Source organism: Rectinema subterraneum, from assembly GCA_009768935.1.
Classification (GTDB): domain Bacteria; phylum Spirochaetota; class Spirochaetia; order Treponematales; family Rectinemataceae; genus Rectinema; species Rectinema subterraneum.
Genome location: WESA01000014.1, coordinates 1 through 16,704, shown reverse-complemented (window position 1 = coordinate 16,704; position 16,704 = coordinate 1). Strand labels below are relative to the sequence as shown.

Below are 16,704 nucleotides of genomic sequence, written 5' to 3'. Positions count from 1 at the left end.
GGAACATATGGCCAAAGCAGCAATCATCGGCACAGGCTTGTATGCGCCTGGCCAGCCGATCGATAACGAAACACTGAAAAAACTGACGGGTGTCGAATTCGACTCACAGCGGCATGAAGAAAAATTGGGCATAAAAAGCAGGCACATTGCGCGTCTTTCCGGGCTCAAGGAGACAACAGCTGATTTTGCCGAACATGCTGCTCGCGATGCGCTCCAGGCAGCCAAAGTCGATCCGAAGGACGTGGGGCTTTTCATTGTCGCCACTGATACGCCCGAATACATTTCGCCCGCAACATCCATTCTCTTGCAGGGGAGGCTGCAGGGTGGAGAAACAGGCGCTAAATCATTCGATGTCGGTGCTTCCTGCGCAAGTTTTATCGAGGCACTCGATGCGGCTGCCCGTCATCTTATAACTGACTCGAGCATGCGCTATGCCCTTGTTGTCGGCGTGTACAACATGCCTGCATATATCCGCGACGGAGATGCCTTTGGATGGTCGATTTTTGCCGATGGAGCCGGTGCGGTTGTGCTCGAGCGCCAGGAGCAGGGCCAGTCGGGATACATCGATGGCGCCTTCGTGACCGATGGCACGCAGTGGAACTTTGTCGGCGTCTATGCGGGCGGAACAAAATTGCCCGTTACGCGCGAGAGGCTTGATTCAGGCGAGTATGGCCTTCAGCTTTTGCAGAAGCTTCCGGGCGACCGAAATGTGAAGCTGTGGCCGCCGCTCGTGCAGCGCCTGCTTGAAAAGGCAAAGATCCCTCAGACAGCGGTGAGCCACTATCTGTTCACTCAAATCAACAAGTCTGTCATTGAGCAGGTTATGGCGGTTCTAGGCGAGCCACTGCACAAGACTACAATGGTTATGGACAGGTACGGCTATACCGGCTCGGGGTGCATTCCCATGGCACTGCATGAAGCGGTAATGGCAGGGCGAATAAAGAAAGGCGACCTCGTCGTCATGGTCGCGTCGGGGGCTGGCCTCGCGGTTGGCGCCTCGCTATTGAAATTCTAGGATGCTGAAATTCCAGAAAGGGAGGAAGTATGAATCTTCAGGATGAATATCGCACGAAGCTCATTTCCATTCCGGAAGCGGTTTCGAAAATCAAGAGCGACGACAATGTCGTCGTGGCAATGTGCGCATCGGAACCACAAGGCTGCATGGGCCAATTCCATACCGTTGCGGACCGCGTCGAGAATGTGCGCGTCTTTTCGTGCCTTACACTCCAACCGTACGACTTCTACATGAAGCCCGAAATGAAGGGACACTTCGAGCTTGCAAGCTGGTTCCATGCCCCAGGTTCGCGCGCAGCGCTGAAAAACAATACAGGAACAGTCACCTATGTGCCGAACATGCTGCACCGCAGCGCGACCGACTTCATTTTCGCGCGCAAACCCCATATTTTTTATGGAACCTGCACCCCTCCCGACAAGCACGGCTATGTTTCTCTGTCGCTCGGCATTACATACGAAAAAGATATACTGGAAGCGGCAGATCTCGTTATTCTGGAAGTAAATCCGCTTTTGCCGCGCACATTTGGCGATACACATCTGCATATCTCGGAAGTCGATTTCTTTGTCGAGCATGAACAGATTGTTCCCGAACTCCCCTCGCCGCAGCCCAGCGAAACTGATCTCACCATCGGAAGATATATCGGAGAGCTCGTCGAAGACGGTTCTACCATTCAGCTCGGCATCGGCGGCATTCCAAATGCCGCTGCCCTCGCCCTCCGCGACAAGAAGGACCTTGGCGTTCACACCGAAATGATTGTCGATTCGATGATGGAACTGTACGAAATGGGCGTCATAACCAACCGCAAAAAATCCTTCCATAAGGGAAAGCTTGTCGCCACCTTCGCAATGGGTTCGCGCAAGCTCTATGACTGGCTCGACGACAATGTAGCGGTGGAATTCATGCGCGGGCGCTGGGTGAATAACCCTGCTGTTGTTTCACAGAATTCGAAAATGGTCTCCATCAATACCTGCCTTATGGTCGATCTTACCGGTCAGGTAGCAAGCGAAAGCCTTGGACCAGTGCAGTACTCAGGCACAGGCGGTCAGTCCGACACTGCCGAAGGCGCAGTCGAGGGCATTGACGGCAAAGGCAAGAGCATCATCGCCTGTTACAGCACAGCAAAAGGCGGCAAGGTTTCTACAATTGTACCCGTGTTGCCTGAAGGCACGGCGGTAACACTGCATCGCAGTCTTGTCGACAATGTAGTCACTGAATTCGGCATTGCCCGCCTGCGCGGCAAAACTGTCCGCGAGCGAGCACGTGAGCTCATTGCGGTGGCGCATCCGGATTTCAGGGCAGAACTCACGGAGAAAGCAAAAGCGCTCGGCTATTTGTGATTACAAGTGGGCTCGGCAACAGAAGTCCGTCGATTGCGCAAACGCACAGCGCTGCTATCGCATCTGCCTCACGCTGATATCGCCAGAAACCGTTGTAATGCGGACAGGGGCAAGACCGCTGCCAAACACAATCGTGCCCCTGCCCGTTGCGTTTCCATTGTGCTCGATGTCGCCCGAAATTGTCGAAACTGCTACGCGCGCATCCCAAAGCTCGGGATAATATAGCAATACATCGCCCGATGCGCTCGAAACCTCGATCGCGTTGCACAGCTCATCTGCCTCGATCGATACGGAGCCCGACGCCGTTGTCACGGTGATATTTTCCTGGCATTGCGCGAGCGACACATCGCCCGAAGCAGTCCTCACTTCTATATCACCTGCACAAGCCGCAACATCCACATCACCGGAAGCAGTCTTGATTGAAAGAGAGCCGATCCGGTCCAGAACTTGCACATCGCCGGAAATCGTCGAGACTAAAAGGCTATCCACGGTAGAAGGTATGCGCAATTCTATGAGATCAGGTTCTGACTTGCCATGAGCTGTGCTGATTCCGAATGTTCCCCTTGTGCTGTCGTAGCGTAATTCAAGTCTTGGATGCTCTTCGCCCGGTGTCCGGACAGCAAGGGAAGTGTCAGCAACAAGTACCCTAATGTCAGAAGACCTGCAGCGCACAGAAACTTCATGCACCGAAGCAAGATCGGAATCTCCAAATTCATAGCTGCCATGCACGTCTTCGCTGGTTTGGCTTTCTTGGCTCTCCTTAAAAGTTCCGTCGCGATTTCGTCTGAAAATCCGGGCTATGTCGAATGCTTTTCTGATCGCTTCTTCAAGCTCGATATCGTCGATGGTAATGTGAACGTTTTTTTTAGCCTTTTGCCCGCTTTTTGGCTGCTCTGCATGGGGTGGCTCATACGGCCCAAGCCCTGCCGCTTCCCTCAGGCTATCGGCGAGCGATTCTGGCGGTTCAAGTCCTTCGATAATCTCTTCGGGGCTCTTTTCAGGATGCTCGCGCACAAGACCATCGATATGATCCTCGATTTCGAGGATGATATCAGCGCAGGAAGCTTCATCGAGCCCCCCGAGGCGCTGCGTCAGGATATCGATGTATTCCTTTCTTGTCATTCTGCATGCCCTCCGGTCATGATCGTGCGTCGCGCTGCGGCGCTTCTTTCATATTCTTCCCTCATTTGGCCAAGCAGGGCGCTTCCTGTGCTTGATATGACATAGTATTTTCGCGGATGGCCCACATCGGGAGTTTCCCACTGCGCTTCGATGCTCTCGTCCTTTGTCATGCGCATAAGAAGGGGGTACAGCGTGCCCTCAGTCACATCCACGCCCGCATTATTCAACTGTTCCATAATAGCCAGGCCATAGCTTCTGCCGCTTTTCGAGAGAAGTTCCAACACGCAGAGCTCGAGAAATCCTTTTCTGAATTGGCTTTTCCATTTTTCGTAGAGTTCCTCAGCTGCGCTCATGGCATTTTCCTTGTTGGCACCTTTCGAGCATACCACGCATTTCGAAATGGGACAGCACCCGCACTGGCTGGGCAGATATCAAAGCGGAGGCATCTTATCGAACGACATTTTCTTGTAGAATTCGAACGCCTCTTTTCCGGAATAGATATCTATCCGTCCCCTGCACCCGTACACATCGACAGAAGACCCTGTATCGATACTCCGATACGAAGCCGACTTGCTGTGTGTGTCTGCCTTTCGGCCAGAACCTACCTGCACATCGCTGCGCGCATGTGCAAGATCCAGGATTGATCGCATAAAGCGCCTCACATCCATCAGGATCGTTTCCATCGCATCTCTCCTTTGCAAGAATATCTTGTTATACATAATATAATTTATAGCATTTTATTTTGCAAGAGCAAAAACGCAAAAATTCTCAATTTTTGGAGCTCGGATTGACCCGCGCCGTGCTTTGCGGCCACAATTGAGCCATGTATTGCGATGCGCACATTCACCTGGTCGATCTCGACTCAAGGGAACCAGGTTTTGCGCGCCGGCCGCTTCCTTTTCCGTGGCGCGCAGCAGTGGTTTCCCACGACCCCGATGAATTCGCAGCCAGCGAAAAAATGCAGGCTCTCCTTTCTCCCACTATCGCCGGTTTCGGCGTTCACCCGCAAAACCCGGACATGCGCAATGCAGATTTTCTGGCAGCGCTTTGCAGGGAAAAGAAAATACGCTTTATAGGAGAGGCTGGTTTTGACTTTTTTGGCGATGGGCCCTTGCGCTCGAGAACACCTGAGGCAATGAAGCTGCAGACCGAAGCATTTGTGTTTCAGGCCAGGCTGGCCGCTTTTGAAGGGCTGCCCCTTGTCATTCATCTGAGAAAGGCTGCAGATGTGCTAATGGCTCATGGCAGAATACTGGCCGATATTCCATCGGTCATTTTCCATTGCTGGCCGGGGCGGCTCGAAGAAGCAAATATGCTTCTCAAAAAAGGCATCAACGCATATTTCTCATTCGGAACGCCTCTTCTGCGCGATTCGAGCCACGCGATTGAATCATTGATCGGGCTTCCTCTTTCTCGCATTCTGTCCGAAACCGATGCACCATGGCAGCCTCCTCATGGCTCGGCTTGGACGCGCCTCGAGGATATCGCAACAGTGGTGCGCAAAATGTCCATGGTGCTGAAAATAGAGCAATCTGCGCTCGAGTCGATACTCGAAGCCAATTTTGCATCTGCGTATCTTCTGAATGAATGAGGTAGAAAAATGAGCGCAATGGCGATGGAATCCCCTGCCCGATTTACAGACAGAACCCGCATCATAGTTGGCGAAAATGGCCTTGATGCGCTTGCAAAGGCCCGCGTCGCTGTCTATGGACTTGGCGGGGTCGGCGCGGCATGCGCGCTTGACCTTGTGCGCGCTGGTATCGGGTATCTGCATGTCATCGACTTCGATATCGTCGAAATATCGAATTTGAACCGCCTCGCAATCGGTTTTTCCCGCTTTGTCGGCATGCCGAAAACCGAAGCCTTTATGCAAGCAGCCAGAGAAATCAACACCGATATTGAAATTCTTGCCGAAAAAACATTCTTTACCAGCGAGACCGCCACCAAAGTAATTGCCCGCGAATGCGAAATCCATGCCGATTGCGTCGATTTGCTGAGCCCAAAAGTGAGTCTGCTTGCAGCCATGCGCACGCAAAATCTTGTGTTCATCTCGAGCATGGGAACTGCTGGCCGGCTCATGCCGGAGCGGCTGAAGATTGGCCTCATGTCGGAGGTCAAGGGCTGCCCTCTCGCGCGGGCAGTCAGACAGCGCCTTGCCAAACTACAAATCCCTCTCGATTTTCCCGTAGTGTGGTCGGATGAACCTGCGATAAAGCCCATGCCCAGAGAAGGCCAGCGAGGCATCCAGGGTTCAGCTCCCTTTGTGCCGCAGGCTGCCGGCCACTTCATGGCTTCATGGATCGTAAGAAAAATATTGGAGGATACCCATGTTTGAGCCGTTTGGACTCGAAAGATTCTTTGCCGAGCATGAATTCAACGCGCGCTACCTTTTGTGCACTTCAGATTGCGAGAGCATGCCCATTTCGACGCTCCTAGAACTGAGCGACAACCCCGGACACGCGCTCGAAAGCCTCACAAAGACCTGGCTCGGCTACACAGAGTCGCGCGGTTCTCCGATTTTGAGAGAAAAAATCGCCAAGCTCTACAAAGGGCTCGAAGCGAAATCGATTCTTGTGCATTCGGGCGCCGAAGAAGCCATCCTGAACCTCTACATGGCGACCATTCAACCCGGCGACACTGTCATCGTCAACTGGCCATGCTACCAGTCGTTGCATGAAATACCGAAAAGCCTCGGTGCGCACGTTATCAAATGGGAAATTCAGCGAAGCCCCGCGCGATGGTTTTTCGATCCGGTTGAACTCGAGCAGTTGATAGAGAGTGCTGAAGGTCCCGACCGCAGGCACGGCCCCGGCGCAAGTTTCGGCTTCGGATCCGGCCCAAGCCCCTCACTAAACGCAAGAACAAATTCAGGCAGCGCGCGGAAATTTAGCCCCGGCCCAAACCCCACTACACATGTCAAAATGGTCGTGCTCAATATGCCGCACAACCCGACCGGGGCACTGATGACGCAAGAAGAATTTTCTCGTGTTGTTGAGATTTGCGCAAAGCGCGGCATTACGCTTTTAGTCGACGAAGTGTACCGGCTGCTCGAACTCGACGGAAGAGAGCCTTTGCCTGCGGCCTGCGAAGTCTACGAAAATGCGATTTCCTTGTCGGTGCTTTCGAAAGCCTGGGGGCTGGCCGGGCTTCGTATCGGATGGCTTGCAACGCATCGCAGCGACATCCTCGATCGGGTCGCGGCGGTCAAAGATTATAACTCCATCTGCGCATCAGCACCCTCTGAGACGCTCGCCTGCATTGCGCTCGATAATTCGGAAAAGATTCTTGCGAGAAACAAGGCCATATGCCAGAGCAACCTCGCCCATTACCGGGCTTTTTTCGACCAGCATGTCGAGCTGTTTTCATGGATACCGCCGCAGGGGGGATCAGTTGCTTTTCCGCGCCTCTCGGCAACAGCTGAGAACGCCCCTTGGAACGAAGCAGACAAGCTTGCTCATGAACTGGTGAATGATACCGGAGCCCTTATTCTGCCAGGCTCGCTGTATGGCGAGGAATATGCCGCGCATTTCCGCATAGGTCTTGGGCGCGCAGCAATCCCCCAAGGGCTCGACGTTTTCAGCAAATGGCTTGAGAATCGCCGCAAGATTTAGCTGAAAATCGTCGTCTATCCCCTGCTCTACTCGCCGCTCCCAAACAAAAACACCCTCGGATTTTCCGAGCAGAATCGCAGCTTCATCTCCTCAGCAAGCCCGCTTTGAGAAAAAAGCTCGTAGTAATCTCTGTAGGAGCGCACTTTGAAAAGGTTCACCATAAAATCCGAGCCAAACAGAATGCGATGCGATAGTTTTTCAGCTTCGTTTTGACTGAGCGAATCGAGTAGATTGGCCAGCTCGCCATAAAACGAAGGCTCTCCCGCGGTAAAAGAAAAATCGGTGTACACATGAGGATATGCAAGCACCAGATCGACGATTTGCGCACGCCAGTCTTCTTGTGCCCTTCCACCGATCATTCGTATGTAGCGCTTCCCAAAATGCGCGAAATTGAGCACAAGGTTCGGGTATTTTTCGAGTGCCGGCTTGTAGCGCGCAGGCGCGGTAAACAAGAGCGATTCTTCCAGAGGGATAATGCGATACCCCTGATCATCGCAATGCGTTGTGATGGGAATGCCCTTGGATTCAGCAAAAGAATACAGAATTTCAACTTTCTCTCTTTCTGCCGGGTCGTCTGGCCACGGATCGAAGCCAAGAGGCGGATACAGCTTTATGCCCGCAAAAAGACCATAGCTTTCCGGCGTGCAGTCAGGTGCGTTCGCGGACATGGACATGAAGCGCCGTTCAAATTCAGATTCATCTTTTTTATAGCCGGCGAACCATTTCTCAAGATAGGCCAAAAGCCCTTCCGCTCGATAATTCTTCGTGTTCAACCCGAGAAAAGGATAGACGCGCAAGAATCCCTGCGGCCGATCAGCCCGATATCGCCTAATTGCATACATAATATCGACAATCTGTGCTTCGATTGGCTTTCGCGGAGGCCGCTTGTAGTATGTGTCCGGCGTGAGCGTCGAAGGAGTAGAAAAGTCCATAACAAGCGGCGTCAGCACCAGAGAATCAAACGAGAGTTCACCGATATGAAGCGAGCCTTCGCGCAAGGGGGCTGGCTCCTTGAACTTAGCATTTTTCGCATCTTCAAATTGCCCTGCAAGGTCGTCTTCCATAAGAAAGAGAATATCCGCGCAGTCGTTATCCATCACTGCGAGAAGATTGCGAACCTTCTCTCCTCCCCTTTTCAGCATCGACGACGCAAGGTACTCGAACGATGCGATTTGCGAGTAAATCACTTCGCGCGGCCTGTGCCGGAGCGACTCGATTATCGACACAAAGGCAGGATGAGAAAGATTCATGAGGTGGCAGTGTACATCATAGAAAGCAGCATTCTTCATGATCGACGCTCCTGTATCTCTCGTTTTCCAGCCGAATTAGCGACCGCAATCCCTATTACAATAAGAAGCGCGCTCAAGCCCTGATTCCAGCTGAACGCTTCATGCCGAATCAAAACGCCTGCAAGCACCGTGATTACCGTGACCATATTGGTAAAAACCGCAGACTGCGAGGCCTTGAGATACGTGAGCGAGTAATTGATGAGAAAAAAGGCCAGCACCGAAGAGAGCACGCCCAGGTACAATATCCCTGCCCAGGAAGGTACGAATCTGCTGCCGGCGGTATTGAAAAGCGCCGCAATATTTCCTTTTCCGGCAATATTCTGCAGCGCAGCAGGAATGCCGAAACTTATCGCCCCCGACCACATCATCGCGAATGTCCGTTCGGCTGGCGAGAATCTCTCTGATGCCTTTCTGCTCGCTATATTGAAGATTACTGCGCTCAGCATCGAAGCAGTCAGAAAAACAACGCCGATTGGCTTGGTCTCGGCATTCTGTCCCTGCCCGAGCAATGCAACAAGCCCAACGCCGATTATGGACATGGCGAGCCCCGAATACTGCAGCGCCGACAATCTCTCTTTCAGGACAATCGCACCGACTATTGCAACACCTGCAGGCAGCGCCCCAAGAATAATCCCTGCCACACTCGTTGCCGCGTTCGCTACCCCATATGTCTCGAATATGAAATAGGCCACTGGCTGGAACAAGCACATAAGCAGCAGAAGTCCAAGCGGCTTTTGCCTGAAATCGATACGAATCGCGCCAGCCAGAGCAAGCCCGCTCATAAGCAGGGCGGCAATGAAAAACCTCGAAGCCAACAGCTCGACCGGACTGAGCACTGCTAATGTCTCTTTTGTTACCAGAAACGAAAAACCGAAAATCGTTGAATATCCGATGCCTGCTGCAATACCTCGGGCTCTGCTCATGGCTGGAGAGTAGCATTTTCCTGCTTCTCGTTCCAGTGTGCGAGACATCCATGGAAATGAATGTCGACAGGTAGTATATTACAAGTATGATGCAAGTTGATGTCGAAGCATTCTGGGCCAATTTCGAAAAAGAGATTGGCGAAAAAATAATCTCGAGAACGATGGGTCAGCATTTCAGCACCCGCAAATCGCAAGGCGAATGGGGACTCCTTGTGCTCTCCGAAACGGCCCTTCGCTTCAGACCCACTCCAGGCGAAAACTGGTTCGATTCGCTGTTCCGCATGGCTGCACCCAGGGTTCCCAAAGAGCCCCTTGCTGACATTCTGGTGCCGCTGGAATCCATTGCGTCGATCGAGCTGCCTAAAAAGCACTTCTTCGATTTTCTGTTCAGCCCGCCTTTTACAGTCTTTACGCTTCGATATCGTATTGGGAATACAGAACACGACCTGTTGCTTGGCGCCGATTCCAAATGCGAGCTTTTCCGCTGGCTTCTCTCGAATCTTCCCGTTGCGAAGGGAACATGAGAGAAATTTACCGACAGCTCGCGGATGCTGGAATACTGTTTTTCGAATATGGCGTAACCGCGCTTGATGCATACTATGATGAAAAGCCTCGCCCTGTGCGCTTTGTAGTGGCTGAATGCTCGGTCATTGACCTTGCCCGATGTTTCAGCGAATTGCAGTACCCGAATCTGCCATATGCGGATGCCGCGTTTGACACATGCGAAGCCAGCCTTGCTTTGCGCACAAGTTTTGCCGAGAGCGGCGGAGCGCCGGCGGGCGCCATACAGGAAAGCTCCATGCAGGAAAGCAGCGTGCGCTTTCTCTGTACCGAAGACGCGCTTCATTGCGAGGTAGGCGGCTCGTGGGCTAACTTCCGGAGAAACCCTCAGAGCGACATATTTTATGATCAGGGGAATATTTACGATGATCTCAAGGCCAAAGCTATCCCGTCCTGCAATACAGATACGGACAATGCACTCTTCGAATCTGCAGCGCTGGCTACCTTCCATCCCGAAGGCTATCGCCTTGCAAAAGAACCAATTCCCCTGCCTGCCTGCACTTCATCGTATTTCCAGAAAGACCTGCTTATCACGGTTCTGACCGGTCCATATCCTGCAGCAGGTCTCGAACTGCTTAAAAAAAGCGGCTTTATTGCCCGGGAATGGCCAGAAATTGCGCTGCTCGATGATGTCGATCATGCAAAGGATTATCATCCCGAAGGCAATGGATGGAATCATACGCTTCAAACATTTTCATACCGCAAAGAGCGCGACCTTGTGCTTTCGCTTGCGCTTCTGCTCCATGATATCGGCAAGCCGGAATCCCTAAGCAGAGAAGGCAAACGCTTCGATCAGCATGCCGAGCTGGGTGCGCGGCGTGCGCGGAAATTTCTGGCTCGCCTTGGTTTTTCCACCACAACACAGGAAGATGTGGCGTTTTTGATACGCTACCATATGATGCCTGCGGCGCTCTCGGTTCTTCCAATTCAGAAAACAGAGCCAGTCATAACGGATCCGCGTTTTCCTGCGCTGCTTGAATTGTTCCGATGCGATGAATTTTCAAGCTACAAAGACCCGGAAGGCTACTATGAAGCCTGCAATGCCTACCAGACAATCCGCCGCAATATGAAAAATCCATACCGGAACGCAGATGGCTCGCTGAAAAGCCGCTCGAAGCGAACAATTGCGCATTACTGAAGGCCAGGCTTCCGACAAACTTCGGCAAGCTTGCAGCAGCTGGTCAAACTCCCAAAAGCCAAGGGCTGTACGAAAGCACCCAGCGCGGAGGCTGGAACGAATTCAGCTCGCTATAATTATCGATGAGCACCTTGACAATGCGTTGGTCAAGCGGCATCTTCTTCAGTTTCTCGAAGGCACTGAAAGAGTGAATGGGATTTCGGTACGGACGCTCTCCTACGAGAGCTTCGAATACATCGACAACGGCGATGATCTTTGATTCCAAAGGAATATCCTTGCCTGTAAGGCCTTCAGGATATCCTGATCCATCTTCCCTCTCGTGATGGTACAGCACAATTGGGCTGAGGCGCTCGAATTCCTTGAAGCTTTTAAGGATACGTGCGGAAATAACGGGATGCTGCTTTATCTGCATATATTCTTTGGAGTCGAGCCGACCAGCTTTCGCGATAACATTGGTTGGTACGCCGATTTTTCCAATATCGTGGAGAAGCGCCGCAACATAGAGGTTTCGAAGCTTCTTGCCGCGGAGCCCCAGTTTCTTTCCAAGAAAAAGCGCCAGCACCGCAACATTTCTCGAATGACTTGCGGACATTTTCTCGGTTTGCTCGAAAAGATAGATAATCGATTCAAGGCCTCTTGTATCAAGAAAGAAGGCTGTTTTCTTTACATATCGCTGGATAAGAAGCGACGCGAAAAGTACGGTGAGGAGAACCATCGCAATGATATTCCATAGGCTTATGTGCATCAAATTTGCCGAAACATGAATACCATACGTGGTTTTTCGCCCACCGGTCATATCTATCTTAAAGCCATTTGGAGATACAATGTCGAGAAGTTTGGACGCCTGAATAATAGTAACCGCAACTGCGTTTGGCGCGGTACGGAATTCATCGTCATCGCGGATCGAGTACACAATTCTGAGCAGCTCTCCGTCGGCACCGACAACAAAATTCTCTTCAGGCGGCGCCTCTTGTATGATTTCTGCCGATGCAACGAGAGGAAAACTCTTGGGGATCTCATCTGCAAGCGCATTGGCTTCGGTCAGATTGCCCTGCATAACGAGATCGTACATCTTCGTCCAGGCGAAATATCCATTGTATGCAGCTGAGGCCTGCAGATCGATCAGACTTTTGAGCGCACGATCGAGCGTGTCAAAACTTTTGTCCGCAATATAGAGCTGCATCAAAAGAAAAACCCCTGCCACAGCAAACGCAGTGAGAAGCACAATTATTGAAGGTATCAGCAACTTTTTTTTCATATCACTTTTCCCGATGCAGCTATTCAATTATCCGAGCGCATATGCTCCCTGAAACTGTCAACAATTGCCTTTGCATCCGCCTCATCGGAATCAGAGACGACAATTTTCGCGCCTTTTGGCTCTATTGAATAAAAGGGATTGATATCGAGCATCTGATCGGAGAGCAGCTCTGCCTGTATCCCTGCAGATTCAAGCATGCTTTTCACAACGATTGCGTCTTCGAGAAATGCACAAGCGAATACTTCTTTCATTTTCCTGACCTTGCCGCTTCTATCGCAGCTACTTTTTTATCAAATTCGGGGCCGAGGCGCCTTGCACCAGACTCGGTTATGCACCAATCTTCTTCGATGCGCATGCCGCCCACATGCATCCATCTGTTTATATTATCATATTCGATATAATCTTTGCAAATACCTTGCGCGCGCCACCTCTCGATAAGCTCGGAAATGAAGTAAATGCCAGGCTCGACGGAATGCACCATGCCAGGCTTGAGCGTCTTTGCAAGCCGCAGCGCATGCAAGCCAAATTGGTCACTGCGCCCAAGCTCGTCTCCATAGCCGACAATATCCTCTCCCAGCCCTTCCATATCATGTACATCGAGCCCAATCTGATGCCCCAGCCCATGCGGAAAGAACAGGGCGTGTGCTCCCGCCTGAACAGCTTTTTCCGGGTCGCCTTTCATGATACCGAGCGATGTGAGCCCCTGAGCAAGGGCAACTGAAGCTCTCTTGTGCACATCGATAAACCTGACTCCCGGCCCCAGCACAGAAATTGCCTCATTGAATACACGGGAGAGAACTTCGTATATCTCGCGCGATTGCACGTCAAAGCGCTCGCCGACCGGGAATGTCGTCGTCAAATCCCCCGCATAGCCTGAAGGCATCTCGACTCCGGCATCCAGAAGAAATGTATCGTTCGATGTCGCTGCATATGCGGTCGGGGCATTGTGCAGCACCGCCCCTTTGCATGTCGCTATGGTCGCGAACGCAAGTTCACATCCATATTCGCTTGCAAGCGAAAGCACCCGATTTGCGGCTTGTTTTTCTGTCCAGCCAGCGCGGAAATTGTGCAAAATATCTTCGTGAATCGCTTTGGTTATCGTAACGGCCCGCTCTATTTCCGCGATTTCCTCTGGCTCTTTTATTTCCCGCAAGCTCACCAGCGCTGCGATGACGCTTGTATTTATATGTTCTTTCAAAAAATCAGCCGGCGATGCATCCGGTAACCCCAAAAGCGCTACGAGCGCAGATACCTGCTCCGCTCGGTAGGGAGGAAAAATGAAAACTGGCTTCTTCGCGGCACGTTCTCTTGCGAGCAAAGCAGACAAGGTCGAAAAAGAGGCCGCTTCGTCACATGCAGCCTGACTCGCAAGCTGGGATCTGGTCGGCGTTCCCCCAGTCCATATGATGCTGTCTATGCCCGGATCATCGGCATAGATGCAGGAATGCCCTGAGTCTATATCGAGCGTAAAAGCAATTCCCGGGACATCGAGGCCCACAAGGTATTTCCAGGTTGAATCTTGGCGAAATGGGTAGCAATTGGAAGGATAATTGCGAGGGCATTCGCTGTTTGCAAGCAGCAGCAGCGTGCCATTCAAAATACCTCGATCATACAGAGACTGCCGGAATGCAGTTCTTCTTTTAATATAGGTTTCCGATGTGAACATGACCGTATTCTATGTCCCTTCGGGGAGAAGGGTCAATCGAAAGATTATTCCATTCAGCATCCTTCGCCACGGAAGGCAAAATGCCTTCCGGATTGGCAGCAGTTTGCTATTGCTTGGGATACTGTAAAGCTAATGGATTATGTACGGTATTGCCTTGCCTCGAATCTGCGCCTGCGAAGGGCAATCCTCCAGATGTCACAGGAGGAACTGGCCCAAAGGGCAGACCTGTCTCCAGGATTTATCGCAAATATCGAAACCGGAAGAAATTTCCCTTCGAGCAAAGCGATACTCAAAATTTCCGCAGCTCTGAAAATAGAACCATGGAAACTCTTCCTGGACCCGCAGAAACAGGATCTGTTCTTCACTCGCGATGAAATATTCCAATGGTTCGAAGATTCCCGAAAAAGATTATTCGGGTATCCGCAGAACCCGGAAGAAGAACAAAAAGGCAAAAATCGCCCTGAAGACAGCACTTCGCCTGAAGATTGACAATTTCCAAGACGCTTTTTACTATGGTTGAGTGAGACAAAACCAGATTTATTCCATCGCAATATTCTTACTGATAAGTATTTTGGCTATTCTTCCTGTAGCTGCAGAACCACAACTCAAAACGCTCGGCAATGGGATGACCGTTCTCCTCAATCCAATCGAAAGCGAAGAGAATGTCGCGATTCTGCTGGCTTACCATGCGGGCGCAGATGCCCAAACAGCCCAAACCGCAGGCCTATTCAAGCTTCTTGAACTCGCACTGTTCAATGGCCCCGCAGCATCGCCAGGAACCACTGAACCCGCGGCTGCGATCGATGTACTCGAGCCAAACCGCATTGCAGGCGGAGCGAGTCTTGACCGCTTCGAATTCGGTTTCTCTGTCAGCAAAGAAAAACTTGTACCCGCCCTCGACACTATTCTGTACCTGTTCTCGCAGGAGCGGAGAGAATTTCTGCTTGCCCAGGAAGATGGGGTCGAAAATGCCCGGCAATCAGCACGAGCTCTTATAAAGGATTCGACCCTCGACAGCAATGCGATTCATGATATGGCCATCGCAAAAAAGCTTTTTTCAAGGGCTCCATTTCGACTCGATGTGCTAGGAGCTGATTATGTGCTCGAAAAGGCCGACGCAGCTACCCTGCGCACATTCGCTGCAACCTGGCTGGTTCCGAACAATGCATTTATAGCTATAGCAGGCAATTTTGACACCGACCAGATTATGAACTTGCTCGATGAGCGTTTCGGACAGCTGCCCAAAGCATCCAATCCCTGGTCTGCGCCCCTGGCAGCCTTTCCCAAACCAGGCGTCACGAGGCCTTTGTTCCTGGTATTCCCCGACAGTACCATGCCATCAGGGATGATGCAGGTCGAACTTCGCTACCGCGGGCCCGATCCGAAAGAAACCAGCTCATTTGCAGCCTTGCGCATGCTGGAAGAACTCGCGAATACTCCTTCATCGCGCTTTTTCACCGCAATCCGCAAAGGAATGCCAAAAGGTGCAGAGCCGAAAGAAGTGCGCATCGCTTACAGCCCGAACAGGAATGCATCCTGGCTCTCGATTATTGCCAGCATTCCACTGCCGTCAGGAAAAAAGCCCACCGACATTGTTTTTTCGTTCAAGGAGCTTGCCCGCGGCACTGAACTGTACATGATCAAATCCAATCCTGCATATTTTTCTGCTGCCGAGTACCAATCAGCGCGCCAGGCTCTGCTCGAGAAGACTATGGCCATCCAGGGTGATCCTCTGGATGCAGCTGCACATGCAGCCGCCCTCTGGAGCTGGGGAATTCCTTCCTTTGTTTTTCAGGAGAGTGACGCAATTATGAAGACAGGCCAAAAAGAGCTGTCCCAGGCCGTCGATACCTATGTCCAGAAAAATCTCGAAGTAGTGACTGTGCGGCTAAATCCCGATCTGTACGAAGCAAACAAGAAAATTTTTTCCAGCAACGGGTTTGAAACGGTTACTGCGCAGAATGCGTTTTGGTGGCGGTAAGCGGTTAGTGCTCTCAACCTTGTGTAAACGAGGGCACTGAGAAGAACGCACCTCGCCAATCCAGCACAAGCTGTTCAACCGAGCGCCAGCTTGGGAAGATACTCCGCCTTCTCCTTCCCCGGTGTCCGCCATTCCTTCTTCCAGCTTCTCGCCATCGTCGGACTCAAAGGGCTTCGTGTCAGAAACGCCCGTTCTTCGAAGAAGCTTCTATATACGTTCTCGAGCGCAGTTGCATCGATGCCGCTCGCCTCGGCATGGGTGGCGGGTCTTCGGCCTTTCGGCCAGCGGATACGGTAGGGCTTTAAGTAGTTGTGCCACATAAGGTAGGCCCAGAGGCGCAGCATGCCGTTTGCGACATTGCGGTTGAAGCAGACACTCTCACGATGGTGGTTCGCCAGGTCCTTTCTGAGCTCGCGATCGGTGTAGTTCGAAGAAAAGAGTGGATTGTGGATCGTCCGTGGCAAGTGTGAAGCAATCCTCAGGTGCACGAGTCGCCCTCCTCCCTCACCCCAGTAGACTGCAAGCTTCCGCACGAGGCGCGCATAGTCGGGCTTCTCATCGGTGATCAGCACGAAGGGCCGCTGAGGCTGTGGCGGCTGCACAGCAAGGCTCGTCGCCAGCACCTCCCTGAATGACCGGCCGATCCCACCCCGTTCGAGCCGAATCGTCGAATAGAGCGCCTGTGCCTTCGCCTTCTGGTCCTGCCGCATGCCCCCTGAGCGCCGCCGTGTGCAGTGACTGACATCGAGCACGAAGCCGCTTGTCCGTCCCACCGCAATGGGGATTTCGCTCGGGAAGTACTG

Annotated in this window: 18 protein-coding genes; 9 read left to right on the top strand and 9 right to left on the bottom strand. The window is 52.1% G+C overall.

Annotated features, from left to right (window positions below; translation table 11 throughout):
* Positions 1-7 precede the first annotated feature (7 nt).
* Together GAP13_RS05355 and GAP13_RS05350 are read left to right on the top strand one after the other, a co-directional pair.
* Positions 8-1,015, top strand: coding sequence for a 3-oxoacyl-ACP synthase III family protein (locus GAP13_RS05355; RefSeq protein ID WP_158906956.1), 1,008 nt, complete (start codon positions 8-10; stop codon positions 1,013-1,015).
* Positions 1,016-1,044: 29 nt separating this feature from the next.
* Entirely contained in the window at positions 1,045-2,352 is a 1,308-nt protein-coding gene (locus GAP13_RS05350; protein ID WP_158906954.1) for an acetyl-CoA hydrolase/transferase family protein, read from the top strand.
* A gap of 54 nt (positions 2,353-2,406) precedes the next feature.
* Here GAP13_RS05350 and GAP13_RS05345 read toward each other — a convergent pair whose 3' ends face one another.
* The 3 genes from GAP13_RS05345 to GAP13_RS05335 form a co-directional block, all read right to left on the bottom strand.
* Positions 2,407-3,474 carry a DUF4097 family beta strand repeat-containing protein gene (locus tag GAP13_RS05345; RefSeq protein WP_158906952.1) on the bottom strand — a complete coding sequence of 356 codons (1,068 nt, stop codon included), beginning with the start codon at positions 3,472-3,474 and terminating at the stop codon, positions 2,407-2,409.
* The gene (locus GAP13_RS05340) at positions 3,471-3,827 is read right to left on the bottom strand and encodes a PadR family transcriptional regulator (RefSeq protein WP_158906950.1); all 357 of its coding nucleotides are present in this window, start codon (positions 3,825-3,827) and stop codon (positions 3,471-3,473) included. Before GAP13_RS05340 ends, GAP13_RS05345 begins: the two co-directional genes overlap by 4 nt.
* 78 nt (positions 3,828-3,905) lie before the next feature.
* Entirely contained in the window at positions 3,906-4,157 is a 252-nt protein-coding gene (locus tag GAP13_RS05335; RefSeq protein WP_158906948.1) for a hypothetical protein, read from the bottom strand.
* A gap of 140 nt (positions 4,158-4,297) precedes the next feature.
* Between GAP13_RS05335 and GAP13_RS05330 the strand changes: the two genes are divergently transcribed.
* Genes GAP13_RS05330 through GAP13_RS05320 form a run of 3 tightly spaced genes read left to right on the top strand, consistent with a single transcriptional unit; the run spans position 4,298 to position 7,085 of the window.
* The gene (locus tag GAP13_RS05330) at positions 4,298-5,065 is read left to right on the top strand and encodes a TatD family hydrolase (protein ID WP_158906946.1); all 768 of its coding nucleotides are present in this window, start codon (positions 4,298-4,300) and stop codon (positions 5,063-5,065) included.
* 9 nt (positions 5,066-5,074) lie between these two features.
* Entirely contained in the window at positions 5,075-5,809 is a 735-nt protein-coding gene (locus GAP13_RS05325; RefSeq protein WP_158906944.1) for a tRNA threonylcarbamoyladenosine dehydratase, read from the top strand.
* Positions 5,802-7,085 (top strand): aminotransferase class I/II-fold pyridoxal phosphate-dependent enzyme, encoded by a 1,284-nt coding sequence (locus GAP13_RS05320; protein WP_158906942.1) that lies wholly within the window; start codon positions 5,802-5,804, stop codon positions 7,083-7,085. Before GAP13_RS05325 ends, GAP13_RS05320 begins: the two co-directional genes overlap by 8 nt.
* A gap of 26 nt (positions 7,086-7,111) precedes the next feature.
* Here the strand turns inward: GAP13_RS05320 and GAP13_RS05315 are convergent, their stop codons facing one another.
* Together GAP13_RS05315 and GAP13_RS05310 are read right to left on the bottom strand one after the other, a co-directional pair.
* Positions 7,112-8,374, bottom strand: a complete 1,263-nt coding sequence (locus GAP13_RS05315) for an amidohydrolase family protein (protein ID WP_158906940.1) — start codon at positions 8,372-8,374, stop codon at positions 7,112-7,114.
* Positions 8,371-9,297 carry a DMT family transporter gene (locus GAP13_RS05310; protein WP_158906938.1) on the bottom strand — a complete coding sequence of 309 codons (927 nt, stop codon included), beginning with the start codon at positions 9,295-9,297 and terminating at the stop codon, positions 8,371-8,373. The genes GAP13_RS05315 and GAP13_RS05310 overlap by 4 nt, the downstream gene beginning before the upstream one ends.
* 86 nt (positions 9,298-9,383) lie before the next feature.
* Here GAP13_RS05310 and GAP13_RS05305 point away from each other — a divergent pair, with 86 nt between their 5' ends.
* Together GAP13_RS05305 and GAP13_RS05300 are read left to right on the top strand one after the other, a co-directional pair.
* Positions 9,384-9,821: a hypothetical protein gene (locus tag GAP13_RS05305; RefSeq protein ID WP_158906936.1), complete on the top strand. Its 438-nt coding sequence runs from the start codon at positions 9,384-9,386 to the stop codon at positions 9,819-9,821.
* A complete protein-coding gene (locus GAP13_RS05300) occupies positions 9,818-10,996 on the top strand; it encodes an HD domain-containing protein (RefSeq protein ID WP_158906934.1) in 1,179 nt (392 codons plus the stop codon). The genes GAP13_RS05305 and GAP13_RS05300 overlap by 4 nt, the downstream gene beginning before the upstream one ends.
* Positions 10,997-11,039: 43 nt before the next feature.
* Here GAP13_RS05300 and GAP13_RS05295 read toward each other — a convergent pair whose 3' ends face one another.
* Genes GAP13_RS05295 through GAP13_RS05285 form a run of 3 tightly spaced genes read right to left on the bottom strand, consistent with a single transcriptional unit; the run spans position 11,040 to position 13,920 of the window.
* Complete coding sequence (locus GAP13_RS05295) at positions 11,040-12,254, bottom strand: HD-GYP domain-containing protein (protein WP_158906932.1); 1,215 nt, start codon at positions 12,252-12,254, stop codon at positions 11,040-11,042.
* A 23-nt stretch (positions 12,255-12,277) separates the two neighbouring features.
* Complete coding sequence (locus GAP13_RS05290) at positions 12,278-12,505, bottom strand: putative signal transducing protein (RefSeq protein ID WP_158906930.1); 228 nt, start codon at positions 12,503-12,505, stop codon at positions 12,278-12,280.
* On the bottom strand, positions 12,502-13,920 hold the full coding sequence (locus tag GAP13_RS05285; RefSeq protein ID WP_158906928.1) for an aminopeptidase P family protein: 1,419 nt from the start codon (positions 13,918-13,920) through the stop codon (positions 12,502-12,504). Before GAP13_RS05285 ends, GAP13_RS05290 begins: the two co-directional genes overlap by 4 nt.
* A gap of 132 nt (positions 13,921-14,052) precedes the next feature.
* Between GAP13_RS05285 and GAP13_RS05280 the strand changes: the two genes are divergently transcribed.
* Entirely contained in the window at positions 14,053-14,409 is a 357-nt protein-coding gene (locus GAP13_RS05280; RefSeq protein ID WP_158906926.1) for a helix-turn-helix domain-containing protein, read from the top strand.
* A 31-nt stretch (positions 14,410-14,440) separates the two neighbouring features.
* Positions 14,441-15,901, top strand: coding sequence for a M16 family metallopeptidase (locus GAP13_RS05275; RefSeq protein WP_158906924.1), 1,461 nt, complete (start codon positions 14,441-14,443; stop codon positions 15,899-15,901).
* A gap of 74 nt (positions 15,902-15,975) precedes the next feature.
* Here GAP13_RS05275 and GAP13_RS05270 read toward each other — a convergent pair.
* Positions 15,976-16,704 (bottom strand): hypothetical protein (locus GAP13_RS05270; RefSeq protein WP_503473374.1); only part of this gene is annotated, 729 nt, incomplete at its 5' end.